We start from the raw sequence: 23,259 nt of genomic DNA, 5'->3' as shown, positions 1-23,259 counted from the left end.
CGCCGGTAGGGTTGCCGCATGGCCAAGGCGACACAGACGATGAAGGCTGCGACCGCGGCGAAGAAGCTGCAGATCTTCCTGCCCGCGACTCCGGAGGAGTTCCAGCAGTCGGCGATCACGCGCGAGCAGTACGACGAGCTCGTCGAGAACCCTCCGGCCTGGCTGACCCAGCTGCGCGAGACCGGGCCGCACCCGCGCCCCGTGATCGCCTCGCGGCTCAACGTCTCGATCTCGGGGCTCGCCCGCGGAGGCGTCACCGACGCCCTCACCACCGAGGAGATCCAGGCGCTGCTCGACGAGGTGCCCGAGTGGCTGCGCGTCGAGCAGAACCGCTACGCCGAGGTGCGCCGCGAGCAGGCGCGCATCAAGGCCGAGCGCGCGGCGAAGACCGCCGAGTAGCGACTCCTGCACCGAGGGAACCCCGGACCGTCGAGGCCGCCTGCACCTGCAGGCTCCCTCGACGGTCCGGGGTTCCCTCGCGTCAGCGAGCGTCGTCGGGCACGGTGACCCAGGCGCCGGAGTCGGCCGCGTCGAGCACGGCCTCGGTGATCAGCGCCGCGCGGAGGCCGTCGTCGAAGGTCGGCAGACCCTCCACCTCGGCCCCCGCGACGGCGGCGTAGGTGTCGCGGGCGAACGCGGTGAACGCGTCCTGGTAGCCCATCGGGTGCCCGCTCGGCACGATCGAGAGCCGCGCCGCGTCCGGAGCGAGGATCGCGCCGTCGCGCGGGACGAGCACGGCACTGTCGCGCCGGCCCACCCACAGCGTCTCGGGCAGCTCCTGCTCGAAGCGCAGCGACTCCTCGAGCCCCGACACCTCGAGCACCAGCTCGTTGCGGTGCCCCGCGGTCACCTGCGAGACCAGGAGGGTGCCCACCGCGCCGCCGGCCAGGCGCACGATCGCGCCCGCCACGTCCTCGGTCTCGACCGGCCGGCCGCCGCGCTCGGCGTGGACCGTGCTCGTGACCGAGGCGAGCGACTCGATCCGCTCCCCCGTCACGAACTCGAGCAGGTCGACCAGGTGCGAGCCGATGTCGCCGAAGGCGCGCGAGCGCCCGCCGGCGGCGGGGTCGACCCGCCAGTTGTCGTCGGAGGCGCCCAGCAGCCAGTCCTGCAGGTAGCTGCCGCGCACGGTCACCAGTCGCCCGGTCTCGCCCGCGGCGACCCTGGCCCGCGCCTCGCGGACCATCGGGTGGAACCGGTAGGCGAAGGGCACGGTGGCGACGATCCCGGCGGCGGAGGCGGCCCGCGCGAGCGAGCGCGCCTCCTCCACCGTGGCGGCCAGCGGCTTCTCGCAGACGACGTGCTTGCCCACCGCGATCACCGCGAGGGCGAGCTCGGCGTGCGAGGCGTTCGGCGTGCAGACGTGGACGAGGTCGATGTCGTCGTCCTCGATCAGCGACCGGGCGTCGGGGTACGCGCGCTCGACCCCGAGCTCGCTCGCCGCCCTCTCGCCCTTCTCGGGGCTGGAGGAGGCGATGCCCGCCAGCACCGCCCCGGCGCTGCGGGCCGCGCGGCTGTGCACGGCGGCCATGAAGCCTCCGCCGAGCACGCCGACGCGGAGAGCCGCGTTCATCGGACCAGAGTCGCTTCCGTGGGGTCCCAGCCCTCGGGCAGCGCGGGGCGCGGCACGACGGTGCTCTCGACGAGCACCTTCTCGCCGGTCTCCGCGGCCTCGAGGAGCGACAGCATGACGTCGGTCACGTGGTAGGCGAGATCACCGGAGGCGGCCTCGGGCCGGTCGGCGCGGATCGCGCGCGCCAGCTCGAGCACGCCCGTGCCGCGCGAGGCGGTCGACCCCGTGGCCGGGATGACCTCCGGCTCCTTCTCTCCGCGTCGGTAGAGGGTGATCTCGCCGTCGTGCATGTTCGGGTCCGGCAGCACGAGGGTCCCCTCCGAGCCGTTGATCTCGACGAAGCCCATCCGCAGCATGCTCGACTCGAAGCTCCAGACGCCCTGCGCCGAGGCCCCCGACTCGAAGCGCAGCAGCCCGCCGATGTGCGTCGGGATGGTCACCGGGAACTCGGTGCCCTCCTTGGGGCCGGAGCCGACGACGCGGGTGGCGCGCGCCTGCGACGAGACCGCGGTGACGCTCTCGACCGGTCCGAGGTTCTGCACGAGGGTCGTGATGTAGTACGGCCCCATGTCGAGCAGCGGTCCGCCGCCCTCGGTGAAGAAGAACTCGGGGTTCGGGTGCCAGCCCTCGGGGCCGGGGCCCTGGAACAGGGTGATCGCCGAGAGCGGCGTGCCGATGGCTCCGCTCTCGATGACGCGCTGCGCGGTCTGCAGACCCGCGCCGAGGAAGGTGTCGGGCGCCGTGGCGACGCGCAGCCCCTTCTCCTTCGCGAGAGCCAGCAGCTCGACTCCGCTGTCGCGGTCGAGCGAGAAGGGCTTCTCGGTCCAGACGTGCTTGCCGGCCTCGACGGCGCGACGGGCGACCTCGACGTGCGCGGCCGGGATCGTCAGATTGACGACGATCTCGATGCCGGGGTGCGCGAGGAGCTCGTCGACCGATCCGGAGCCGGGGACGCCGAACGCCTCGGCCTGGGCCTTCGCTCGCTCGAGGTCGATGTCGGCGACGAAGAGCACCTCGAGGTCGGGGAAGGTCGTGAGGTTCGTGAGGTACTGGGTGCTGATGTTGCCCGCACCGATGACGCCGACGCCGGCGCGGCCCGAGCCCGTCATGCGTCGATCCCGGTGACGTAGGAGTAGGCGGTGGTGAGGCCCTCGAAGATGTCGCCCGCGTAGGCGTCGAACTCGAGCACGGGGAGCGCCTGCGGTGCCGCGGCGAGCACGGCGGGGATGTCCATCGCGCCCGCGCCGGCGGGCTGCTGGGCCTCGGTGTCCCTCGAGACCGGTCCGTCCTTGATGTGCAGGAAGCGGACCTGGTCGCCGAGCCGGCCGAGCACCTCCACCGGATCGTCACCGCCGACCGCGGCCCAGTAGGTGTCGAGCTCGAGCAGCATGCGCGGGTCGAGCAGGCCCGCGAGGTGCTCGTAGGCGCTCCGACCGTCGACCCGGTTCTCGAACTCGAACCAGTGGTTGTGGTAGCCGAGGGTCAGTCCGCGCGACTCGGCGGAGTCGACCAGGGCGTTCAGCTCGTCGGCGATCGCCTTCACGTCATCGGCGGTGGTCCAGCGGGCGGGGTCGACGTGGGGGTCGATGACGGTCTGCACGCCGAGCGAGGCGGCGATGTCGAGGATCTCGTCGACGGAGGTGCCCTCCTGCGGTCCGAGCAGGCGCGCGTGGGCGCTCGGAGCGGTGAGCCCGCTGGCGGGGAGCGCCGAACGATAGCCCTCGGCGAGGTTCACGAAGTCGAAGAGCTCGACCTTCGTGAGGCCGATGCCGGCGAGCCGGTCGAGGGTGGCGGGCAGATCCGCGGCGAGGGGCTCGCGGACCGAGTACAGCTGGACGGAGAGGTCTGTGGGTGAGGCCACCGGGAGTGCTCCTGATTCGACGTCGAAAGGATGGTGGTCCCGACCCTACGGCGACTTCTGTCGAGAGACAAGCAAAACCAGAGTGATACTCGGCATGAAGTCACGGCAACCCGAGCAGAAGCCCGCGGCGCTGTGGTTGACTCTCGCCATGCCGCCCCGCCGCCGACCCGCTCTCAGCGCGACCGGCGAGCTGCTGCTCCTCCTCTCGGACGGCGCCGCCCGGACCCGCGCCGACGTCGCCGCCGAGACCGGCGCCCACCGCGCCGCCGTCTCGGCCCAGCTCGACGCCCTGGCCGGATCGGGTCTCGTCGTCCGCCGCGACGACGCCCCCTCCTCCGGCGGCCGCCCCGCCGCTCGGATCGCCTTCGACGCCACGGCCCGCCGGCTGCTCGCCATCGACCTCGGCGCGGCGCACGCGACGATCGCCGTCACCGACCTCGACGGACGGGTCCTCGACGAGAGGCGCGAGGCGATCGCGATCGCCGACGGCCCGCTCGCCGTCCTCGGGCACGCCCTCGACGTCGCCGACGCCCTGCTCGCCGGGATCCCCGGCGACGCGCCGCTCGCAGGAGTCGGCGTCGGAGTCCCGGGCCCCGTCGAGCACGCGACGGGCCGCCCCGTGAAGCCGCCGATCATGCCGGGCTGGGACCGCTTCGACATCCCCGCCTTCGTCGGCGGCCGATTCGCCGTGCCCGTCCTCGTCGACAACGACGTGAACCTCCTGGCCCTCGGCGAGCACGCCGACCACTACCGCGACGTCGACGACCTCCTCTACGTGAAGGTGTCGACGGGCATCGGCGCCGGCATCGTCAGCGGAGGCGTCCTCCAGCGCGGCGCCCTCGGCGCAGCCGGTGACCTCGGCCACGTGCAGGTGCCCGGCGACCGGGGCGAGGCCGACCTCGAGGCGATCGCGAGCGGCTCGGCCCTCGCCCGCCGTCTCGGCGTCTCGAGCACCTCCGACGTGGTCGCCCTGCTGCACGCGGGAGACGCCTCCGCCGTCGAGCTCACCCGCGCGGCGGGACGAGACATCGGCGAGGTGCTCGCGACCTGCGTGAACCTGCTGAACCCCTCCGTCATCGTGATCGGCGGCAGCATCGCGGAGGCGAGCCACGAGGTCCTCGCCGGCGTCCGCGAGGTGGTCTACCGCCGCTCCCTGCCGCTGGCGACACGCTCCCTCGACATCGTCCCCTCCTCGCCCCGCGGTGCGCCGGGCGCCCGCGGCGCCGCCCTGATGGTGCGCCGCCACCTGCTCTCCCCCGCGCAGGTCGACGCGTTCCTCGCGTCCTAGGGCCGGGTGTAGTCGAACTGCAGGCGCATCCGGTCGCCGCGGAACACGATCGTCGAGTACTCGAACGCGACACCGGCTCTGCTCGAGATCACATCGGTGAGCTGCAGCGCCGGATCACCGCGGTGCAGTCCCAGCAGGGCGGCGTCCGCCTCGGCGACCGCCACGGCCTCGAGACCCTCCGACACGTCGTGCATGTCGAGGGAGAAGTGGTCCTCGAGAACCACGCACAGCTGCTCGTCCACGACGTCGAGGCGGTCGAGCGTCGGCGCGAGGGCCGCGGGCACGAAGGACCGGTGCACGCTCAGCGGCTTGCCGTCGACCGAGCGCAGGCGCACGATCGCGAAGACCTCGTCGTCGGACGTCAGCCCGAGCCGCTTCTGCACGCGGGCGGGAGCGGCTCCGCGGGCGAGCGAGACGAGCCGCGTCGAGATGGCGTAGCCGAGAACCTCGAGCTGCTCGCGGATGCCGCGGTACGCCGGTGAGACCGCGCTGATCTTCTCCGGGGAGACGAAGGTGCCCTTGCCGGGCACCCGCACGACGAGCCCGTCGGCGGCGAGCTTGTTGAGCACTCCGCGGACCGTCATGCGGCTGAGCCCGTACTCGCGGTTCAGCTCGTTCTCGGACGGCACGCGTCCGCCGTCCGCCCACTCGCCGCTCGCGATCCGGGCCTGCAGGATGTCCTCGAGCTGCTGGTAGATCGGGACGGCGGAGTTCCGATCGATGAGGTCGGCCATGCTCCGTCTCCTGTCCGTCGTTCTCAGCCAGTCAAGCGCAATCGTACTTGTATAGGGCGGTATAGGCAGGTATGGTCCGTACGCATGCGCCGCGCCGTTGCCGCGCAGCACCACTCACGAGGAAGTGAGGAACGCACCCCGTGGACGTCTCCACCCGCACTCTCACCCGCGCCGCACGGAGCGACGGCTACGCCGTCCCCGCGGTCAACGTCTTCGACGAGATCAGCATGCGGGCCGTCATCGCGGCCGCCGAGCGCACCCGTGCGCCGCTGATCGTCCAGATCTCGACCAAGACCGTGCGCACGGCCGGCTGCGCCTTCGTCACGGCCCTGTTCGGCGCCCTCACCCGCGACGCCCCGGTGCCGATCGCGCTCCACCTCGACCACTGCCCCGACCGCGCGGTGATCGACGAGGTCGTCGCCGCGGGCTGGTCCTCCGTCCTCTTCGACGCGTCGGACCGCGGCTTCGACGACGCCGTCCGCGAGACGGAGGAGGTCGTCGAGCAGGCCCACGCCGCCGGGGTCGACGTCGAGTCCGAGATCGAGAACATCCTCGGAGTCGAGGACGGCGTCGGCAGCGACGACGCGCAGCACGCCTACTCCGTCGAGCAGCTGGCCGAGGTCGGCGAGCGGACGGGCGCCGATCTGCTCGCCCCCCAGCTCGGCACCAGCCACGGGCTCTACAAGGCCGATCCCGAGATCCTCCCCGAGCGCGCCGCCGCCCTGGCGGCCCTGACCGACCGGCCGATCGTGCTGCACGGAGGCACCGGGCTCACCGAGACCGGCTTCCGCGCGTTCATCGACGCGGGGGTGTCGAAGATCAACATCTCGACGGCGGTCAAGCACGCCTACATGCAGGCGTCGCTGGCGCACCTCGAGAGGGCGCGCGCCGCCGACTCCTGGGATCCGCCGAAGCTGTTCGCCGAGATCTCGACCGCCGTCACCGACACCATCGCCGAGCACATCGCGTGGTTCGGCGCCGACGGCCGGGGCGGCTCCCGATGACCCGCGCCCTGATCTTCGACTGCGACGGCGTCCTCGCCGACACCGAGCGCGACGGGCACCTGCCGGCCTTCAACGAGACCTTCGAGCACGAAGGGCTCCCCGTCCGGTGGAGCGAGGACGACTACGCCGAGGTCCTCCGCATCGGCGGCGGCAAGGAGCGCCTCGCCTCCCTCCTCACCCCGGAGTTCGTCCGGCGGGCCGGACTGCCCGAGAGCCCGGAGGAGCAGCAGGCGCTGATCAGGCAGTGGCACGCCGAGAAGACCCGCCGCTACACCGCGATGGTCCGTTCCGGCCGGATGCCCGGCCGGCCGGGGATCGCACGGATCGTGGCCGAGGCGCTCGACGCGGGCTGGCTCCTGGCCGTCGCCTCCACCTCGGCGGAGGCGTCGGTGCGCGCCGTGCTCGAGCACGCCGTCGGCACGGGGACGGCCGAGCGCTTCGCGGTGTTCGCGGGCGATGTCGTCCCGCGGAAGAAGCCCGCTCCCGACATCTACGAGCTCGCGCTCGCCTCGCTCGGAGTGGAGTCGTCCGACGCCGTCGTGGTCGAGGACAGCGCCAACGGGCTCCGGGCGGCCGTCGCCGCCGGGCTCACCACCGTCGTCACCGTCAGCAGCTTCACCGCCCGGGAGGACTTCTCCGGGGCGTCGCTCGTCGTGGACAGCCTCGGCGACCCTCCCTCGCAGCCGACCCGCGTGCTGCAGAACCCGGGCGGCATCGCGGTCGGCGACCGTGTCGACCTCGGCACCCTGACCTCCCTCCTCACCCGCCGACCGCACCGATCCGAGGAACCACGATGACCACTGACACCGAACCCCGGCTCGAGTCCACCGTCCGGCTGATCGCGCAGACCTGCGTCGACAACGAGAGGTACTTCTGCGACCTCGACGCCGTGGCCGGCGACGGCGACTTCGGCTACTCCCTCGCCCGCGGCTTCGAGAACGTGCTCGCCGAGTTCGACACGTTCGACCGCTCCGATCTCGGCGCGTTCCTCCAGAAGGTCGCCACGACGATGAGCGGCCGGATCGGCGGCACCTCCGGTCCGATCTGGGCACCGCGTTCCTCCGCGCCGCGATCACGATCAAGGGCAAGCAGGCTCTCGAGCCCGCCGACGTCGTCGCGATGCTCCGCGCCGCGATCGAGGGCATCAAGAAGCGCGGAGGCGCCGATCTCGGCGACAAGACCCTCCTCGACGCGCTCGTGCCCATGACCGACGCCATCGAGGCCGACGCCGCGGAGGGCAGGCCCGCCGCCGAGATCGCCCGCCACGTCGCCGACGTCGGGCGGTCGGCCGCCGAGGCGACCTCGACCCTCCAGGCCCGCCGCGGCCGCGCCTCCTATACCGGCGAGCGCAGCATCGGCTCGCCCGATCCCGGCGCGATCGCGATGGCCGTGCTGGCCGAGCGCATCGCCGACACCTGGTGACCCCGCCACGGCGATCTCTCCCCCGACTCCCCGACCCACGATGAAGTGAGGAACCACCCATGAAGAAGTTCGTCAACGACCCGCAGGCGTTCGTCCCCGAGATGCTCAAGGGCCTCGCGCTCGCGAACCCGGACACGCTCGTCTACGACCCGGAGTACAACCTCGTGATGCGCAGCGACGCGCCGAACGACGCGAAGGTCTCGATCGTGCAGGGCTCCGGCTCGGGCCACGAGCCCGCCCACGTGATGGTCGTCGGCAAGGGGATGCTCGACGCGGCCTGCCCCGGCGACGTGTTCGCGGCGCCGCCCACCGACTACGTGACCGAGGCCGCTCGCCGGGTGAACAGCGCGAAGGGCGTGCTGCTGCTCGTCAACAACTACACCGGCGACAAGATGGCCTTCGAGATGGCGGAGGAGATCGCCGACGCCGAGGGGATCAAGGTCAGGACGCTCTTCATCGACGACGACGTGGCCGTGAAGGACTCGACCTACACGATCGGCCGCCGCGGTGTGGCCGGCAACTTCTTCGTGATCAAGGCGGTCGGAGCCGCGGCCGAGGCGGGCGCGGAGCTGGACGAGGTCGTCCGCGTGGGCGAGAAGGTCAACTCCGTCACCCGCACGATGGGCGTCGCCCTCACCGCCTGCACGCCGCCGTCGAAGGGCTCGCCGCTCTTCGAGCTCGGCGAGGACGAGATCGAGCTCGGAGTCGGCATCCACGGCGAGCCGGGTCGCGCCCGCCAGAAGATCGTGCCTGCGAACGACATCGTCGACCTCCTGCTCGACCCGATCATCGCCGACCTGCCGTACTCCGACGGCGACGAGGTCGCCCTGATGATCAACGGCCTGGGCGGCACCCCGATCTCGGAGCTCTACCTGCTCTACGGCATCGCCCACGAGAAGCTCACCGCGCTGGGCATCCGGCCCGTCCGCAGCTATGTCGGCGAGTACTGCACCTCGCTCGACATGGCCGGCGCCTCGATCACGCTCGTCAAGCTCGACGACGAGATCAAGGAGCTGCTCGCCGCTCCCGCCGAGATCGCGATCCGCACCTTCTGAGCGGAGGGACACGACGGCCCGGCGCACCGGGCACCACCCGTTCCGGTCACAGTCGGCCGAGCACGACCTCGAGCTCGGAGGCGACCAGGTCGGGCCGTGACAGGAACGGGTGGTGCCCGGTCGGCAGCTCCACCGACCGCGTCGCGCGCGCGGCGTGGAGCCTCTGCAGCCCGACCGAGGTGCTCCTGTCCTCGGCGCAGACCAGGTAGGTCGACTCGACGCCCGGCCGCCCCGCCGCGGTCGTCGGAGTCGTGAACGACTCGAGGTGCTGGGCCGTGACCCGCTCCCACCCACCGCGTTGCGCCGCCGCGTCCGCGTCCTGGAGGAATCGGTCCGCGAACGACCGCTCGTCGTACCCGGTCACGGCGATCGAGCCGGCTCCTGCATCTCCGATCGACACCGGATCGACCTCCCCGCTCATGATCTCGCCCTGCGACCGGCCGACCTCCGGCAGGTACGACGACACGAGCGCGACGTGCGCGACGGCCGGGTGCGCACCCGCCTCGGCGATCACCGTGCCGCCGTAGGAGTGGCCCACCACGATCGCGGAGTCGACCTCGTCGAGCACGGCTCGGAGCGCCGCGGCGTCGGCGACCAGCCCGCGAGCCTCGGACGCCGCCTCTCCGCAGGACGGCAGCGCCACGGCGCGACTCCCGATCCCGGTGCGCTCCTCGATCGCCTCCGCCGCCCGCCGCCACCACCAGGCCCCATCGCGCACCAGCGCGCCGTGCACGAAGACCACATCCATCGTCGACTCCCTCTCCCGATCCTCCGCCGACCCTAGGCCTGTCCTCCCGGCCCCGCTCCTTCTGCGCGCGACTGGGATCTCGCGCGCAGCGAACACCGGAGCCCGGCGTGCCGATTCGGCGCGAGGCCGAGACGGGCGCAGACTTTATCGGTGCCCGATCTGCAGCTCTCGTTCCCCTGGGAGACGCAGCCCGTCTTCGTGGAGGCCGAGCCGCCGCACCTGAAGCGCATCGTCGCCGACTCGTCCGACCGCGTCGCCTGGCTGCGCGCCCGCTCGCGCGGCATCACCGCGACCGACGTCGCCCGCCTCTCCTCCCCCGCCGCCATCGACAAGGCGGCGCTCGACAAGCTCTACGGCACGGGATTCGGAGGCAACGCCTTCACCGACCACGGCCGGGCCCGCGAACCCGAGATCGCCGCCTGGGTCCGCCGCGAGCACGCGATCGAGCCCAGCAGCACCCTCTTCCACGCCAGCCAGGAGCGCCGCCACCTCGCCACGCCCGACGGCATCGGCCTCCGCGAGGACGGCCGGCTCGAGCTGTGCGAGATCAAGACGACCACGAAGCCGTGGAAGAGCATCCCGCGCCACTACCTGCGCCAGGTCTTCTGGCAGCAGTACGTCCTGGGCGCGGAGCGCACGCTCGTGGTCTGGGAGCAGCACCGCGACTTCGTCCCGCTGGACGCCGATCCCGAGTGCCGCTGGGTCGATCGCGACGAGGACGAGATCCACATGCTCGTCCGCCTCGCCGGAATGCTGATGGCCGAGCTGCACGAGAGAACGCGCGCGGGCCGGCGGTGACCGTCCTGCTCCTCCACGGCCTGGGCGGCGACCGCTCCCAGCCGCTCGGACTCCTGCGCGCGGCGCTGCCGGCCGGCGCCGAGGTGATCGCGCCCGACGTCCGCGCCCACGGCGCCTCCGACGAGATCGGCTCGTCCGGCGACTTCTCGCTCGACTCCCTCGCCGACGAGATCACCGAGGAGGTCGTCCGGGCCGGAGCAGCGCACAAGCCGCTGACGGTCCTCGGCATCTCGATGGGGGCCGCGATCGCGCTCCGCCTGGCCAGCAGGAAGGTGCTGCCGATCGACCGGGCCGTCTTCATCCGCCCCGCCTTCACCGCCGAGCCGCTGCCGGAGAACCTGACGGTGTTCCCGGTCATCGCGCAGCTCCTGCACGATCACGGGGCCAAGCGCGGCGAGCGGATGTTCCGCGCCTCGGGCCTGTTCCAGCGCGCCGCCGAGGTCTCGCCCGCGTCGGCGGAGGCGCTGGTCGCCCAGTTCCGCGCCCCGCGCGCCGAGGAACGCGCCATCCGCCTCGCCGAGATCCCCCGCAACTCCGCCTACCGCGACTCGGGCGAGCTCGCCGGGGTGATCGCGCGCACGCTGGTCATCGCGGCCGACCGCGACCCGGTGCATCCGGTCGCCGTCGCCGAGCAGTGGGCTAGGGCTCTTCCGGACGCGGCATCAGCGCGGGTCCCGGCGCGCGACGCGGGTCTCGCGCAGCAGCAGGAGCTGATCCGCGGGCACGTCCGCGACTGGCTCGCGCAGCGCTGAGCTCCTCGGCCGAGAGCACCAGGCCGACGACGGCGAGCCAGAGCACGGCGATCGCGGTGGCGACGAACTCGAGGGTGCCGCCGACGCCCATCCAGACCCGGAGGAGCGACAGCATCGCCCCGGCGCCCGCCACGACCGCGACCGTCACGCCCGCCGCCAGCGAGAGCCGCGCGACGCCCGGGCGCTCGCGCGCCGTCGCCAGCTGCAGCATCGCCATGCACGCCGCGGCGAAGCCGAGCACCGCGGCCGACGTGTGGATCAGGTCCTGCCAGCTGAAGGTCGGCCCGACCGGCAGCGGGCAGCCCGCCGTGCAGGTCACCTGCGAGGCGAGGGCGAAGCAGCCCGCGGCCAGCAGGATCATCGCGGCCGGTCGGAGCCTCCGCAGCAGACGCGCCCGCACTCCCCACGCGCCGATCGCCGTCAGGAGGCCGCCGAGCGCGACCAGGAGCAGAGCGACGCGGAAGGTCCCGGCCGTCGCCATATCGGGCGCGCCCATCTCGCTGACGTAGACCCAGCGGCTGGTGCCGATGCTCACCCGGGCGGCGAGGAGGAGCGCGAGCCCGGCCAGGACGAGGAGCGAGCCGGACGCGAGCAGCGGCCACCGTGCTCGTCGTCGCTGCATCCCCTCATCGTGCCAGACGGCCGCTCGGCGAACCCCACCCCCTCCCGTCCGGGGGTCACAGTGGGAATCTTCTCGGGCGGGTGACACCGCCGTAACAGCCCGGACTCATTACCTCGATTGACTGAGCGCGGCACTCGGAAGCGGGGTCCGGGGGCGGGATTCCGTCGTCCCCTCCCGCTCGAAGCATCACCGGGGCGCAACAGGAAGGGCGATGATGCACAACAGTGCGCTCGGGCACGGCCTCGCGATCGGGGAGATCCCGGAGGAGGTCGTCCTGCCGGACACCATGACGGCGGCCGTCATCGACGCTCCCGGCGACGCCTCCGTCCTCCACCTCGCGACGGTTCCCACACCGACGGCGATCAACGCCGAGTTCACCGTCAAGGTGATCGCGGCCGGAGTGAACCCGCTCGACGCGAAGACGCGCGCGGGCCGCGGAGTCGCCTCGCAGATCGCCTCCTACCCGGCCGTGCTGGGCCACGACTTCTCGGGAGTCGTCGTCTCGAGCCCGTACCCCGCCCACTCGCTGCGGCCCGGCGACGAGGTCTACGGCTTCGTGATGGTGCCCCGCTACTCCGGCTCGTACGCCGAGTACGTCAGCGTGCCGAGCGTCTCGATCGCCCGGAAGCCCTCGACGCTCTCGCACGTCGAGGCCGCCGGCGTGCCGCTCGCCGCGCTCACCGCCTGGGGCATGGTGGTCGAGCTCGCGAAGGCGCACGAGGGCCAGCGGATCCTCGTCCACGCCGGCTCCGGAGGCGTCGGCCACTTCGCGGTGCAGTTCGCCGCCTACTTCGGCGCCTCGGTCATCGCGACCGGATCCACGCGGAACCTGCAGTGGCTGCGCGAGCTCGGCGCCTCCCAGGTCATCGACCACACGGCGGAGCGGTTCGACGACCTCCTCGAGGGCGTCGACGTCGTCATCGACCTGGTCGGCAACGTGCACGACAGCACCGGCTCGCGGTCGCTGAAGGTCCTGCGCCCCGGCGGGCTGATCGTCAACGCTCCGACCGGCAGCTGGCCCGAGTTCTTCACCGAGGCGGCGGCGGCGGGGGTCCGCGCCTCCACCTACAAGGTCGCGCCCGACGGGGCCACGCTCGCCGTCGTCTCGCGCCTGCTCGAGTCGGGCGACGTCCGCGTCTTCATCGACGGCATCTTCCCGCTCGCCCGCGCCTGCGAGGCGCACGAGCAGCTCGAGACCGGCCACACCCGCGGCAAGATCGTCCTGACCGTCGCCGAGGGCTGACCCGCAGCGCTCAGAGGGCGAGCTCGAGCACGAAGTCGTCCTCGTGGCGACCGCCGACGAGGAACCGCTTCGTGCCGACGACTTCGAAGCCGTGCTTCGCGTAGAAGCGGCGCGCCCGCTCGTTCTCCTGGTTCACGCCGAGCCAGACGCCGCGCGCCCCGCTCGCCCGGGCATCGTCGGTGCTCGCGGCCATCAGCCGCGCGGCGACGCCCGAGCCGTGCCGGGCGGGCAGCGCGTAGCACTTGCTCAGCTCGACGCTCGGCCTGCGGGTGATCGCGGCGGCGGCGTCCGCGTCGGTCGGCTCCCCGCGGATCAGCATGGTGTACCCGAGGATCCCGGTCTCGTCCTCGGCGACGAACAGCACCCGGGCCGCGTCGGCCAGGTACTCGCGGAACCGCTCGACCGACAGCACCGTGCGGATGAAGTCGGCCTTCGCCTCCGGGGTCGTGTGCGGCGGGCAGGCGAGCGGGAACGTGATCGCGGCGACGGACGAGAGCGCCTCGGCGTCGGAGGCGACGGCGCGGCGGACCGTCACGGGCGAGGGGGTGGGATCGGACACGCCGACCAGTATGCCCGCCGCGCGGCACGCCACCGGAGACGACGAAGGAGGGGGCCCGCCGAAGCGGACCCCCTCCCTGTCAGTGCTGTGCCGAGGCTCAGGCGAGGACGTTGACGTCCAGCGGGATGCCGGGGCCGAAGGTCGTCGAGACGGCGGCCTTCTGGATGTAGCGGCCCTTCGAGGAGGAGGGCTTGAGGCGGTTGATCTCGTCGAGAGCCGTCTTGAAGTTCTCCTGGAGCTGCTCCGGGGTGAACGCGGCCTTGCCGACGACGAGGTGCACGTTGGCGTGCTTGTCGACGCGGAACTCGATCTTTCCGCCCTTGATCTCGGTCACGGCCTTCGCCACGTCCGGGGTCACGGTGCCGGTCTTCGGGTTGGGCATGAGGCCGCGGGGGCCGAGCACCTTTCCGAGACGGCCGACCTGGCCCATGAGCTCCGGGGTCGAGACGGCGGAGTCGAACGACGTGTAGCCGCCCGCCACCTTCTCGATGAGCTCGGCGCCGCCGACCTCGTCGGCGCCCGCAGCGATCGCGGCCTCGGCCGCGGGGCCGGTCGCGAACACGATGACGCGGGCGGTCTTGCCCGTGCCGTGGGGGAGGATGACCGTGCCGCGGACCATCTGGTCGGCCTTGCGGGGGTCCACACCGAGCTTGAGGGCGACCTCGACGGTGCTGTTGAACTTGGCGGAACCGGTCTCGCGAGCGAGCGCGACCGCCTCCTCGGCGGTGTAGTACTTGCCCTCTTCGAGCTTGGCCGCGGCGGCCCGGTAGGCCTTCGACTTCTGTGCCATGTTGTTTCTCCTTGAAACGAGAATGTGGTTCTAGAGCCTGGCGGGCTCTCCCACGGGTGTTGAGTTCTGGAAGGGCGAGAGGACTAGCCCTCTACGGTGATGCCCATGCTGCGTGCGGTGCCGGCGATGATCTTGGCCGCGGCCTCGATGTCGTTGGCGTTCAGGTCGACCTGCTTCGCCTCGGCGATCTCGCGGACCTGTGCACGGGTCAGCTTGGCGACCTTCACGGTGTGCGGGGTCGACGAGCCCTTGGCGACGCCGGCGGCCTTCTTGATGAGCTCCGCGGCGGGCGGGGTCTTGAGGATGAACGTGAACGAACGGTCCTCGTAGACGGTGATCTCGACGGGGATGACGTTGCCGCGCTGCGACTCGGTCTGCGCGTTGTACGCCTTGCAGAACTCCATGATGTTGACGCCGTGCTGACCGAGCGCCGGTCCGATCGGGGGCGCGGGGTTCGCCGCGCCGGCCTTGATCTGGAGCTTGATCAGGCCGGTGACCTTCTTCTTGGGGGCCATTCAGGATTCCTTTTCTCAGGGTTCGAGCGGTCGGGGGTTCCCGGCCGCTCTCCCGCGCATCCGACGGAGCCGGATCGCGGTGGAGGAGGGTCGGCCGGCGCGCACGCAGTGGGGCGCCGACACGAAAACCCCTACGAGCTTACACGCTGCGGGCCGGTACCGACAGGGCGGCTCCCCGGGCCCTCCACGCCGAACGCCCCCTCCGGCACTGCGGAGGGGGCGTTCGAGCGGGACGGCGAGCGTCAGAGCTTGGTGACCTGGTCGAACGACAGCTCGACCGGGGTCTCGCGCTCGAACAGCGACACGAGCACGGTGAGCTTGCCGCTCTCGGGCTTGATCTCGCTGATCGATCCGGGCAGACCCGCGAACGAGCCCTCCTTGATCGTGATCGTCTCGCCGATCTCGAAGTCGACCTCGGCCGGCAGGACGCGCTGCGCCTGCTTCTGGCCCTTCGCGCCGGGGGCCTTGGACGGAGCGACGTCCTTGATCTCGACGAGGCTCTTCAGCATCGTGAAGGCCTCCTCGAAGCGCAGCGGAGTCGGGTTGTGGGCGTTGCCCACGAAGCCGGTCACGCCGGGGGTGTGGCGGACGACCGACCACGAGTCCTCGTTGAGGTCCATGCGCACCAGCACGTAGCCGGGGATGCGCACGCGGGTGACCATCTTGCGCTGGCCGTTCTTGATCTCGACCACGTCCTCCATGGGGACCTGGACCTCGAAGATGTAGTCCTCGGCCTCGAGGGAGACCTTGCGGTTCTCGATGTTCGACTTCACGCGCTTCTCGAAGCCGGCGTAGGAGTGGATGACGTACCACTTGCCCAGCTTGCCGCGGAGCTCCGTGCGGAACGCCTCGTAGGGGTCGATGTCGGCGACGTCCTCGCCGGCGTCCTCCGCGTCCTCGGCGGCGACCTCGGCCTCGTCCTCGACGGCCTCGAGGGCCGCTTCGGCCTCCTCGACGGTGTCGATGTGCGCGGCCTCGTCGACGGCCTGGTCGGCCTCGGGGTCGTCGACCGAGCCGATGGCGTCGAGCGCGGCCTCCAGGTCGGAGGCGAGGTCGTCCTCGGACTCGTTCTCGTCGACGACGCTCAGCGCGCCCTCCTCGGCGGGCTCGATGGCGTCCTCAGCCTGGGCGAGGGTCCCGCCCTCCTGCGCCTCGTCGACCTCCGACGACTGCTCTGCAGCCGTCGCCCAGTCGACGTCGTCGCGGTTTCTGTCAGACACTCGTCACAACTCTCTCTCGTTCGATCCGGTGCGCACCCGTCGGGTCGCGCACCGCTGTCGCCGGCGTCCGCCGCTCTCGCGATCGCGGACGCCTCCGGGCTCAGGTGGCGGGTGTGCCGAACACGTAGGTCACGGCCAGCGCGAACACCCAGTCGAGGAACGAGACCAGCGCCATCATGATGACGACGAAGATCAGCACCACCACGACGTAGTTGCCCAGCTCTTTGCGGGTCGGCGTGACGACCTTCTTCAGCTCGGCGATGACCTGCCGGATGAAGAGGGCGATCCTCGCGAACGGATTGCGCCGCGCGGCTCGCTGCTGATTCGCGATCGCGACGACGTCCTCGCTCGGCTCGTCGACTGCTTTCCCGGCCACCTGCACGCACCTTTCCCGCACCGGAACCTCCGGTGTGGCCGGCCGCCCACCGGGCGGCCCTGGACCGATGTCCGCTGCATCGCGGGGACCGCGTGCGACGGGCATCGATGTGCAGGGCGGACAGGGCTCGAACCTGCAACCTGCGGTTTTGGAGACCGCTGCTCTACCAATTGAGCCACCGCCCTATGGATGCCGTTGCGGACATCCGAGGAGGAATCGGACCCCTGCCCGCTGCTCGCGGACCCTCTCGGGCGCTGCGGATCGGGGCAGAGTTCGACTACCTCGGACGAGTGTACGTGGACCCGTGGGACGTGTCCAGCCGAGCGCCGGGCGGCGGATGGAGGCCCCCGCGCGCAGAGGATACGCTGAAGATCGTGTCCTCCCCCACGCGCATCTCCGCCCGCATCGCCGCCATCGCCGAGTCCGCGACCCTCAAGGTCGACGCGAAGGCGAAGGCCCTCCAGGCCGAGGGGCGCCCTGTCATCTCGTACGCCGCGGGCGAGCCCGACTTCCGGACTCCGCAGCACATCGTCGAGGCCGCGTCCGCCGCGGTGCTCGATCCCAAGAACTACCGGTACACCCCCGCCGCGGGCCTCCCCGACCTCCGCGCCGCGATCGCCGAGAAGACGGCGCGCGACTCCGGCTGGGCCGTCGACCCCTCGCAGGTCGTCGTGACCAACGGCGGCAAGCAGGCCGTCTACCAGGCGTTCCAGACGCTCCTCGACGACGGCGACGAGGTGCTCGTCCCCACCCCGTACTGGACCACCTACCCCGAGGCGATCAAGCTCGCCGGCGGCGTGCAGGTCGACGTCTTCGCGGGGGCCGACCAGGGCTACCTCGTCACGGTCGAGCAGCTGGAGGCGGCGCGCACGGAGCGCACCAAGGTCCTGCTGTTCGTCTCGCCGTCGAACCCCACCGGCGCGGTCTACTCCGCCGAGCAGACCGCGGCCATCGGCCAGTGGGCCGACGAGCACGGCCTGTGGGTCATCGCCGACGAGATCTACCAGAACCTCGTCTACGCGGCCGAGGGGCAGGACGACGCCGCACCGCTCGAGAGCGCCACGTCGATCGTGGAGGCGGTGCCCGCCCTGCGCGACCGCACGATCCTCGTCAACGGAGTCGCCAAGACCTACGCGATGACCGGCTGGCGCGTGGGATGGATGGTCGGCCCGGCCGACGCGATCAAGGGCGCCGCGAACCTGCAGTCGCACCTCTCGAGCAACGTGTCGAACATCTCGCAGCGCGCGGCGATCGCCGCCCTCACCGGCCCGCAGGAGCCGGCGGAGGAGATGCGCCGCGCCTTCGACCGCCGCCGCCGCACCATCGTCGCCGAGCTGAACGCGATCGACGGCATCGAGTGCCCGACCCCCGGAGGCGCCTTCTACGTCTACCCGGACGTGCGGGGCCTGCTGAACCGCGAATGGCGCGGCGTCACCCCGACGACCTCGCTCGAGCTCGCCGACCTCATCCTCGAGCAGGCCGAGGTGGCCACCGTCCCCGGCGAGGCCTTCGGCCCGAGCGGATACCTCCGGCTGTCGTACGCACTCGGCGACGATGCCCTGCTCGAAGGCGTGAAGCGCCTGCAGGCGCTGTTCCGTTAAGCCGTTCTCCTCCTTCGTCGTCGAACGGCCGCGGTCGGCTCTTCGAGGCGGTTGCGGAGCAGAGAGCGGGGTGCGACCGCGCACGACGATCCGCTGGGACGCGGATCGCCGGTTGCGCTCGACCGTTCCGCCATCCTTCTATCGGCGCAGTCGGTTCTCCGAGACGAGTGCGTCGGAGAGAGCGGGGTGCGAGCGCGAGCACGAGGGCTCGCCTGCCTGCTGGTCGAGTAGCCCCGGAGGGGCGTATCGAGACCCGCCTGTGCCAGGAGGGAGGCAGCACGACCACCGGTCCTGCGGTCCGCGTCCCCGTCGCTCTCGGCGCTGCGGTGCGACGGCGGCTCCCCCGCGCGACGCGCGCTGCCGATCCGAAGGGGATGCGGGGGGATCGGCGCAATCACTGTCGCTGGGGGCGGGGAACGTGCACGCTGGGACGATGAGCCTCGAGCCCGCCGTCCGAGTCCGCGATCTGCGGAAGGACTACGGGGGCGCGCCGGCCGTCTCCGGCATCACGTTCGACATCCACCGCGGCGAGACGTTCGCCCTCCTCGGCCCGAACGGCGCCGGCAAGTCGACGACGATCGAGATCCTCGAGGGCTACCGCGACCGCTCCGGCGGCGAGGCGACGGTGCTGGGCGTCGACCCGCGGCACGGCGACCTCGCCTGGAAGTCGCGCCTGGGCATCGTGCTGCAGTCCAGCGGCGAATCCGGCAACGCGACGGTCCGCGAGCAGATCGCGCACTTCGCCGGCCTCTACCCGCATCCGCGCGACGTCGACGAGACGATCGAGGCGGTCGGCCTCACCGCGAAGGCCCGCTCGCGCATCGGCAAGCTCTCGGGCGGCCAGCGCCGCCGCGTCGACGTGGCCCTCGGCATCATCGGGCGCCCCGAGCTGGTGTTCCTCGACGAGCCCACCACGGGCTTCGACCCGGAGGCGCGCCACTCCTTCTGGGAGCTCGTCGCCCTCCTCAAGAGCGAGGGCACGACGATCCTGCTGACCACTCACTACCTCGACGAGGCCGCCCGGCTCGGCGACCGCGCAGCCGTCATCGCCGGCGGCCGCCTGCTCGCGATCGGCCCGGTGAGCGAGATCGGCGGCGACGAGGCGCGGGTGCCGATCGTGCAGTGGGAGGAGGACGGAGCGCTGCGGCGCATCCGCTCCTCCGAGCCCGCGCGCGTGGTCGCCGAGCTCAGCGAGCGCCTCGGCGAGCCTTCAGCCCTCGAGGTGGTCCGGCCGAGCCTGGAGGACATCTACCTCGACCTCATCCGCGACGACCGCGCGGGCGACGCCCTCGACCGCATCGGAGAGCCCGCATGACCGCCGCGATCGACCGCCCGATCCGCGTGGGACCGGCCCGCTACGGCCCCGCCCGCACCCTTCGCCTCGGCGCCGCCCGCGCCCGGTACGAGGTCCGCTCCTACTTCCGCGCGCCCGACCAGGTCTTCTTCACGTTCCTCTTCCCCGTGCTGCTGCTGACGATCTTCTCGGTCGCCTTCGGCGAGAACGCCGTCATGCAGGCCGACCCGCAGGACCCGGGCATCACGATGGCCGAGTACTACGTGCCGGGGCTCGCAGCAGCGGGGATCCTGCTCTCGGGGGTGCAGAACCTCGGCGTCGACATCGCGGTCGAGCGCAGCGACGGCACTCTGAAGCGCCTGGCCGGGGCGCCGCTGCCGGTGCTGAGCTACTTCCTCGGCAAGTTCGGCCAGGTGCTCGTGACGAGCCTCGCGCAGACCGCGCTCCTCCTGGTCGTCGCCGCCACGGTCTTCTCGGTCGAGCTCCCCACCGACAGCGGGCGCTGGGCGACCTTCGCCTGGGTGTACCTGGGCGGAGTCGCGACGTCGGCGATCCTCGGCATCGCCGTCTCGGCGCTCCCCCGCTCGGGCAAGAGCGCGACGGCGGTGATCGTGCCGCCGCTGCTGGTGCTGCAGTTCATCTCGGGCTCGTACCTGTCGTTCACCACGCTGCCCGACTGGCTGCAGAACGTCGCGAGCGTGTTCCCGCTCAAGTGGATCGCCCAGGGGATGCGGGCCGTCTTCCTCCCGTCCGACTTCGAACAGCTCGAGGTCGACGGCGCGTGGGATCTCGGCGGCGTGGCCCTCGTGCTGGGCGTCTGGCTCGTCGTGGGCCTCGTCGCCTGCCGGCTCACCTTCCGCTGGATCCGCCGCGACTCCTGACGCCGCGGCGACCGCGTCAGACGGTGGTGCCGACCACGACGGGCTCGGGGTGCAGGAGGACGCCGAACTCGGCGAGCACGCGGCCCTGCACGTAGCGCGCGAGCTCGGCGATCTCCTCCGCGCGCGCGCCTCCCCGGTTGGTCAGCGCGAGCGTGTGCTTGCTCGACACGGCGGCGCGCGAGCCGGGCAGGGCGAAGCCGCGCGAGACTCCGGAGTGCTCGATCAGCCAGGCGGCGCTGAGCTTGACGAGCTCGCCGGGGGCCGAGGGCGCGGGCACGCCGATCGGCGCTCCGGCCTCGACGGCCGCGAGCGGAGTGACGACCTCGGCCTCGTGCGCGGGCTCGACCGACCAGCGCGGCGCGGCGGGCGGGAGGCCGCCGGCGAAGGCGGTCGTGACGAGCGGGTTGGTGAAGAAGGAGCCGGCACTGGCGGTGTCGGGGTCGGCCGGATCCAGGACCATGCCCTTCGAGGCGCGCAGCCGCAGCACGGTCTCGCGCACCTCGGCGAGCGGTACGCGGTCGCCGAGGGCGACTCCGAGCGCCGATGCGAGCTGGGCGTAGGCGACGGGAGAGCCGACTCCGCCCTCCCCCGCCTCCTCGAGGAGGAACTCGACCGCGAGGACCGCCCCGCGGCGACCCTCCTTGATGACCGAGGTGCGGTAGCCGAGGCCGAGCTCCGCCGCCGTCAGCCGGACCGGCTCGCGAGCGCCCTCGTCGAGGAACGTCACCGCGACGAGCGTGTCCGAGAGCTCCTGGCCGTAGGCGCCGATGTTCTGCACGGGCGACGCTCCGACGGTGCCGGGGATGCCGCTGAGGGCCTCGAGCCCCGCCCATCCGCGCTCGAGCGTCGTGGCGACGAGGCCGTCCCAGTTCTCGCCGGCCTGGACGCGGAGGTGCACGGCTCCCGGTCGCGCCGCCTCGAGCCGCTCGATCCCCGAGCTGCGCACCAGGACGACCGCGCCCTCGACGCCGTCGTCCCCGACGAGGAGGTTGGAGCCGCCGCCGACGAGCAGCCAGGGCTCGTCGTCGGCCCAGAGCTGCGCGAGCACCGCGACCAGCTCGGCCTCGGTCCGGGCCTCGACGAGGCGCTCGGCCGGACCGCCGACGCGGAGGGTCGTCAGCGCCGAGAGGGAGGACCTGGTCATCGTGGCGTCGTCAGACGAGCGAGACGCGCGCCTGGGCCTTCCCCAGCACGGCCTGGCCTGCGACGGTGACCGTCAGGTCGATCCGAGCCGCACCGGCGTCGGAGTCGATCTCGCCCACCTTCGCGACGACGTCGACATCGGCTCCCTCGCGGGGATCGACGACGATCGGGCGGGTGAAGCGGACCCGGTAGTCGACGACGAGGCCGGGGTCGCCGACCCAGTCGACGACGACCTGCACGGCGGTGCCCATCGTGAGCATGCCGTGCGCGAGGACGCCGGGGAGCCCGACCTCGGCCGCGACGTCGTCGCGGTAGTGGATGGCGTTGAAGTCGCCCGACGCCGCCGCGTAGCGGACGAGGGTGTCGCGCTCGAAGTGGAAGCGGCGCTCGGCGAGCACCTGTCCGACGGCGAGGTCGGAGAGGACGGGGCGGCCCGCGGGAGCGTCGTCGACGACGACTCCGGCCGGAGCGGTGCGCTCGGTGCTCATTCGTCCCCCCTGACGACGAGGGTGGACACGGCGGTGGTGACGTGCTCGCCGTGGACGTCGGCGATGGCCGACTCGATCGTGATCATGGAGTGCGGGCCCAGCTGCTTCACGCTCGCGATCGACAGCGTCGCGGTGAGCTCGTCGCCGGCGACGATGGGGCGGCTGTAGATGAAGCGCTGGTCGCCGTGCACGACGCGACTGAAGTCGATGCCGGCATCGGGTTCGGCCAGCATCTGCGCGATGGTGAACTCCTGCAGCACGACGGGGAAGGTCGTCGGGGCGATCACGTCGGAGTATCCGGCGCGACGAGCGACCTCGGAGTCGTGGTGGAGAGGCGACAGGGCGAAGACGGCGCGCGCGAACTCGCGCACCTTCTCCCGCCCCACCTGGTAGGGCTCGGTGGGGGCGAAGACGCGCCCGACGAGTTGGGGATTCACTGGCACCCGGCCATCTTAGGCGGTGCACGACTACCCCCCGAATGCCCGACCACCGTCGGGATCGAGCACCCGAGTATGCCCACAGCGAATTTCCCATCTGCATATGGCTGACCCGCGAGGCTTCTTCTCGGAAGCTGGCCGGATGTCGACTCCCTCACCCGAACGCGATTGGGCCGAGTACGCCCGCGAGCTCGGCACCAACCTGCACCGCGCCCGCATCGCCAAGGGCGAGAGCCAGGAGCGCATCGCGCACGCCGCGGGGCTCGCCGGCTACACCTACCAGAAGTTCGAGAAGGGGGAGTCGAAGCCCGGCTCACCCGCGAACCCGACTCTGCGCACCCTGTTCGCCCTCTGCGAGGCGCTCGATCTCGAGCTGACGGACCTGCTGCCGCCGAACCCGCCCCGCGCCTCACGAGGCCTGGCCGAGTAGCTCGAGCGTCCGCTCCACTCCGCGGGCGAGACGGGCGGCCGCGCTGAGGTCGAGATCGAGCACTCCGAGACCGTCGGCCTCGAGGCGCAGCCGGTCCTCGCCCGCCGAGCCCGGCCGGCACAGCGAGACATGAGCCGTCGCCGCATCCGGCTCCTCCCCCGCGTCCCCTCGCCACCACAGCACCACCGGCAGCGATCGCGCCGCCGACCGGTGCAGCCGATCGGCCGCCGTCGAGAGCTCGTCGTGCTCCTCGGCACACCACCGCGGACATCCGTCGCCGCGCCTGTCGTCCTTGCATCCATCCACGTTCCGCACCAATCGCTCGAGGTGCCCAGCCCATCAGGCGGCACCGACATCGAGGCGGGTCTCCCGCCTGATTCCGGGCGGGGTGTGGACAGGATCCCGCCTCACCCCCGCTGTGGAGG

The 23,259-nt window shown here is 72.0% G+C and carries 28 protein-coding genes, 1 tRNA gene and 1 pseudogene; 14 read left to right on the top strand and 16 right to left on the bottom strand.

Annotated elements, in window-relative coordinates:
- Window positions 1-18: 18 nt before the first annotated feature.
- A complete protein-coding gene (locus tag GSU68_RS04360; RefSeq protein ID WP_159905867.1) occupies window positions 19-399 on the top strand; it encodes a DUF5997 family protein in 381 nt (126 codons plus the stop codon).
- Window positions 400-481: 82 nt separating this feature from the next.
- On the opposite strand, the gene GSU68_RS04355 is transcribed toward GSU68_RS04360, so the two are convergent.
- From GSU68_RS04355 to GSU68_RS04345, 3 genes are read right to left on the bottom strand one after another with little or no spacing between them, the layout of a single operon-like run.
- Entirely contained in the window at window positions 482-1,573 is a 1,092-nt protein-coding gene (locus GSU68_RS04355; protein WP_159905866.1) for a Gfo/Idh/MocA family oxidoreductase, read from the bottom strand.
- Window positions 1,570-2,682, bottom strand: coding sequence for a Gfo/Idh/MocA family oxidoreductase (locus GSU68_RS04350; protein WP_159905865.1), 1,113 nt, complete (start codon window positions 2,680-2,682; stop codon window positions 1,570-1,572). Before GSU68_RS04350 ends, GSU68_RS04355 begins: the two co-directional genes overlap by 4 nt.
- Window positions 2,679-3,434: a sugar phosphate isomerase/epimerase gene (locus tag GSU68_RS04345; RefSeq protein WP_159905864.1), complete on the bottom strand. Its 756-nt coding sequence runs from the start codon at window positions 3,432-3,434 to the stop codon at window positions 2,679-2,681. The genes GSU68_RS04350 and GSU68_RS04345 overlap by 4 nt, the downstream gene beginning before the upstream one ends.
- A gap of 94 nt (window positions 3,435-3,528) precedes the next feature.
- Between GSU68_RS04345 and GSU68_RS04340 the strand changes: the two genes are divergently transcribed.
- Window positions 3,529-4,722 carry an ROK family transcriptional regulator gene (locus GSU68_RS04340; protein WP_244259387.1) on the top strand — a complete coding sequence of 398 codons (1,194 nt, stop codon included), beginning with the start codon at window positions 3,529-3,531 and terminating at the stop codon, window positions 4,720-4,722.
- Here GSU68_RS04340 and GSU68_RS04335 read toward each other — a convergent pair.
- Window positions 4,719-5,456, bottom strand: coding sequence for a GntR family transcriptional regulator (locus GSU68_RS04335; RefSeq protein WP_159905863.1), 738 nt, complete (start codon window positions 5,454-5,456; stop codon window positions 4,719-4,721). The two genes, GSU68_RS04340 and GSU68_RS04335, sit on opposite strands and share 4 nt — an antisense overlap.
- A gap of 140 nt (window positions 5,457-5,596) precedes the next feature.
- Here GSU68_RS04335 and GSU68_RS04330 point away from each other — a divergent pair, with 140 nt between their 5' ends.
- The 5 genes and pseudogenes from GSU68_RS04330 (at window position 5,597) to dhaK (ending at window position 8,937) form a co-directional block, all read left to right on the top strand.
- Window positions 5,597-6,460 carry a class II fructose-bisphosphate aldolase gene (locus GSU68_RS04330; protein WP_159905862.1) on the top strand — a complete coding sequence of 288 codons (864 nt, stop codon included), beginning with the start codon at window positions 5,597-5,599 and terminating at the stop codon, window positions 6,458-6,460.
- Window positions 6,457-7,257 (top strand): HAD-IA family hydrolase, encoded by an 801-nt coding sequence (locus GSU68_RS04325; RefSeq protein ID WP_159905861.1) that lies wholly within the window; start codon window positions 6,457-6,459, stop codon window positions 7,255-7,257. The genes GSU68_RS04330 and GSU68_RS04325 overlap by 4 nt, the downstream gene beginning before the upstream one ends.
- Window positions 7,254-7,451: pseudogene (locus GSU68_RS19830) on the top strand (dihydroxyacetone kinase subunit L); the annotation flags it as partial. The gene GSU68_RS04325 and the pseudogene GSU68_RS19830, both read left to right, overlap by 4 nt.
- Window positions 7,452-7,504: 53 nt before the next feature.
- A complete protein-coding gene (locus tag GSU68_RS19825) occupies window positions 7,505-7,882 on the top strand; it encodes a DAK2 domain-containing protein (protein WP_348272520.1) in 378 nt (125 codons plus the stop codon).
- Between the two features lie 59 nt (window positions 7,883-7,941).
- Window positions 7,942-8,937: a dihydroxyacetone kinase subunit DhaK gene (gene dhaK, locus GSU68_RS04315; RefSeq protein ID WP_159905860.1), complete on the top strand. Its 996-nt coding sequence runs from the start codon at window positions 7,942-7,944 to the stop codon at window positions 8,935-8,937.
- Window positions 8,938-8,983: 46 nt separating this feature from the next.
- Here the strand turns inward: dhaK and GSU68_RS04310 are convergent, their stop codons facing one another.
- Complete coding sequence (locus GSU68_RS04310) at window positions 8,984-9,685, bottom strand: alpha/beta hydrolase (protein WP_159905859.1); 702 nt, start codon at window positions 9,683-9,685, stop codon at window positions 8,984-8,986.
- 159 nt (window positions 9,686-9,844) lie between these two features.
- Between GSU68_RS04310 and GSU68_RS04305 the strand changes: the two genes are divergently transcribed.
- Complete coding sequence (locus GSU68_RS04305) at window positions 9,845-10,483, top strand: YqaJ viral recombinase family protein (RefSeq protein ID WP_244259454.1); 639 nt, start codon at window positions 9,845-9,847, stop codon at window positions 10,481-10,483.
- Window positions 10,480-11,235 carry an alpha/beta hydrolase gene (locus GSU68_RS04300; protein ID WP_159905857.1) on the top strand — a complete coding sequence of 252 codons (756 nt, stop codon included), beginning with the start codon at window positions 10,480-10,482 and terminating at the stop codon, window positions 11,233-11,235. Before GSU68_RS04305 ends, GSU68_RS04300 begins: the two co-directional genes overlap by 4 nt.
- Here GSU68_RS04300 and GSU68_RS04295 read toward each other — a convergent pair.
- Window positions 11,123-11,857, bottom strand: coding sequence for a DUF998 domain-containing protein (locus tag GSU68_RS04295; RefSeq protein WP_159905856.1), 735 nt, complete (start codon window positions 11,855-11,857; stop codon window positions 11,123-11,125). The genes GSU68_RS04300 and GSU68_RS04295 overlap by 113 nt on opposite strands.
- A gap of 286 nt (window positions 11,858-12,143) precedes the next feature.
- Between GSU68_RS04295 and GSU68_RS04290 the strand changes: the two genes are divergently transcribed.
- Window positions 12,144-13,100, top strand: coding sequence for an NADP-dependent oxidoreductase (locus GSU68_RS04290; protein ID WP_167305293.1), 957 nt, complete (start codon window positions 12,144-12,146; stop codon window positions 13,098-13,100).
- Between the two features lie 10 nt (window positions 13,101-13,110).
- Here GSU68_RS04290 and GSU68_RS04285 read toward each other — a convergent pair whose 3' ends face one another.
- From GSU68_RS04285 to GSU68_RS04260, 6 genes are all read right to left on the bottom strand, one after another.
- Entirely contained in the window at window positions 13,111-13,659 is a 549-nt protein-coding gene (locus GSU68_RS04285) for a GNAT family N-acetyltransferase (protein ID WP_208544645.1), read from the bottom strand.
- A gap of 97 nt (window positions 13,660-13,756) precedes the next feature.
- Window positions 13,757-14,449, bottom strand: a complete 693-nt coding sequence (rplA, locus tag GSU68_RS04280; RefSeq protein WP_159905855.1) for a 50S ribosomal protein L1 — start codon at window positions 14,447-14,449, stop codon at window positions 13,757-13,759.
- A gap of 83 nt (window positions 14,450-14,532) precedes the next feature.
- The gene (gene rplK / locus GSU68_RS04275) at window positions 14,533-14,964 is read right to left on the bottom strand and encodes a 50S ribosomal protein L11 (protein WP_159905854.1); all 432 of its coding nucleotides are present in this window, start codon (window positions 14,962-14,964) and stop codon (window positions 14,533-14,535) included.
- 242 nt (window positions 14,965-15,206) lie between these two features.
- A complete protein-coding gene (gene nusG, locus GSU68_RS04270) occupies window positions 15,207-16,184 on the bottom strand; it encodes a transcription termination/antitermination protein NusG (RefSeq protein WP_159905853.1) in 978 nt (325 codons plus the stop codon).
- A gap of 100 nt (window positions 16,185-16,284) precedes the next feature.
- A complete protein-coding gene (gene secE / locus GSU68_RS04265) occupies window positions 16,285-16,560 on the bottom strand; it encodes a preprotein translocase subunit SecE (protein WP_056041554.1) in 276 nt (91 codons plus the stop codon).
- Between the two features lie 112 nt (window positions 16,561-16,672).
- Window positions 16,673-16,745, bottom strand: a tRNA-Trp gene (locus GSU68_RS04260).
- Window positions 16,746-16,934: 189 nt separating this feature from the next.
- Between GSU68_RS04260 and GSU68_RS04255 the strand changes: the two genes are divergently transcribed.
- The 3 genes from GSU68_RS04255 to GSU68_RS04245 all read left to right on the top strand — a co-directional run bounded on the left by GSU68_RS04255 (window position 16,935) and on the right by GSU68_RS04245 (window position 20,336).
- Complete coding sequence (locus GSU68_RS04255; RefSeq protein ID WP_159905852.1) at window positions 16,935-18,161, top strand: pyridoxal phosphate-dependent aminotransferase; 1,227 nt, start codon at window positions 16,935-16,937, stop codon at window positions 18,159-18,161.
- A gap of 433 nt (window positions 18,162-18,594) precedes the next feature.
- Complete coding sequence (locus GSU68_RS04250; protein ID WP_159905851.1) at window positions 18,595-19,476, top strand: ABC transporter ATP-binding protein; 882 nt, start codon at window positions 18,595-18,597, stop codon at window positions 19,474-19,476.
- Entirely contained in the window at window positions 19,473-20,336 is an 864-nt protein-coding gene (locus tag GSU68_RS04245; protein WP_159905850.1) for an ABC transporter permease, read from the top strand. The genes GSU68_RS04250 and GSU68_RS04245 overlap by 4 nt, the downstream gene beginning before the upstream one ends.
- A 16-nt stretch (window positions 20,337-20,352) precedes the next feature.
- On the opposite strand, the gene GSU68_RS04240 is transcribed toward GSU68_RS04245, so the two are convergent.
- The 3 genes from GSU68_RS04240 to GSU68_RS04230 are packed head-to-tail and all read right to left on the bottom strand — an operon-like array spanning window position 20,353 to window position 22,410.
- A complete protein-coding gene (locus GSU68_RS04240) occupies window positions 20,353-21,480 on the bottom strand; it encodes a UDP-N-acetylmuramate dehydrogenase (RefSeq protein ID WP_159905849.1) in 1,128 nt (375 codons plus the stop codon).
- A gap of 10 nt (window positions 21,481-21,490) precedes the next feature.
- Complete coding sequence (locus GSU68_RS04235; protein ID WP_159905848.1) at window positions 21,491-21,967, bottom strand: MaoC/PaaZ C-terminal domain-containing protein; 477 nt, start codon at window positions 21,965-21,967, stop codon at window positions 21,491-21,493.
- Complete coding sequence (locus tag GSU68_RS04230; RefSeq protein ID WP_159905847.1) at window positions 21,964-22,410, bottom strand: MaoC family dehydratase N-terminal domain-containing protein; 447 nt, start codon at window positions 22,408-22,410, stop codon at window positions 21,964-21,966. The genes GSU68_RS04235 and GSU68_RS04230 overlap by 4 nt, the downstream gene beginning before the upstream one ends.
- Before the next feature lie 97 nt (window positions 22,411-22,507).
- On the opposite strand from GSU68_RS04230, the gene GSU68_RS04225 reads away from it, so the two are divergent.
- On the top strand, window positions 22,508-22,834 hold the full coding sequence (locus GSU68_RS04225; protein ID WP_244259386.1) for a helix-turn-helix transcriptional regulator: 327 nt from the start codon (window positions 22,508-22,510) through the stop codon (window positions 22,832-22,834).
- Here the strand turns inward: GSU68_RS04225 and GSU68_RS04220 are convergent.
- Window positions 22,814-23,140 carry a hypothetical protein gene (locus GSU68_RS04220; protein ID WP_159905845.1) on the bottom strand — a complete coding sequence of 109 codons (327 nt, stop codon included), beginning with the start codon at window positions 23,138-23,140 and terminating at the stop codon, window positions 22,814-22,816. The two genes, GSU68_RS04225 and GSU68_RS04220, sit on opposite strands and share 21 nt — an antisense overlap.
- Window positions 23,141-23,259: the final 119 nt, after the last annotated feature.

Source organism: Rathayibacter sp. VKM Ac-2759 (assembly GCF_009834225.1).
Lineage (GTDB): Bacteria > Actinomycetota > Actinomycetes > Actinomycetales > Microbacteriaceae > Rathayibacter.
This window is presented reverse-complemented; position numbering and strand designations above follow the sequence as displayed.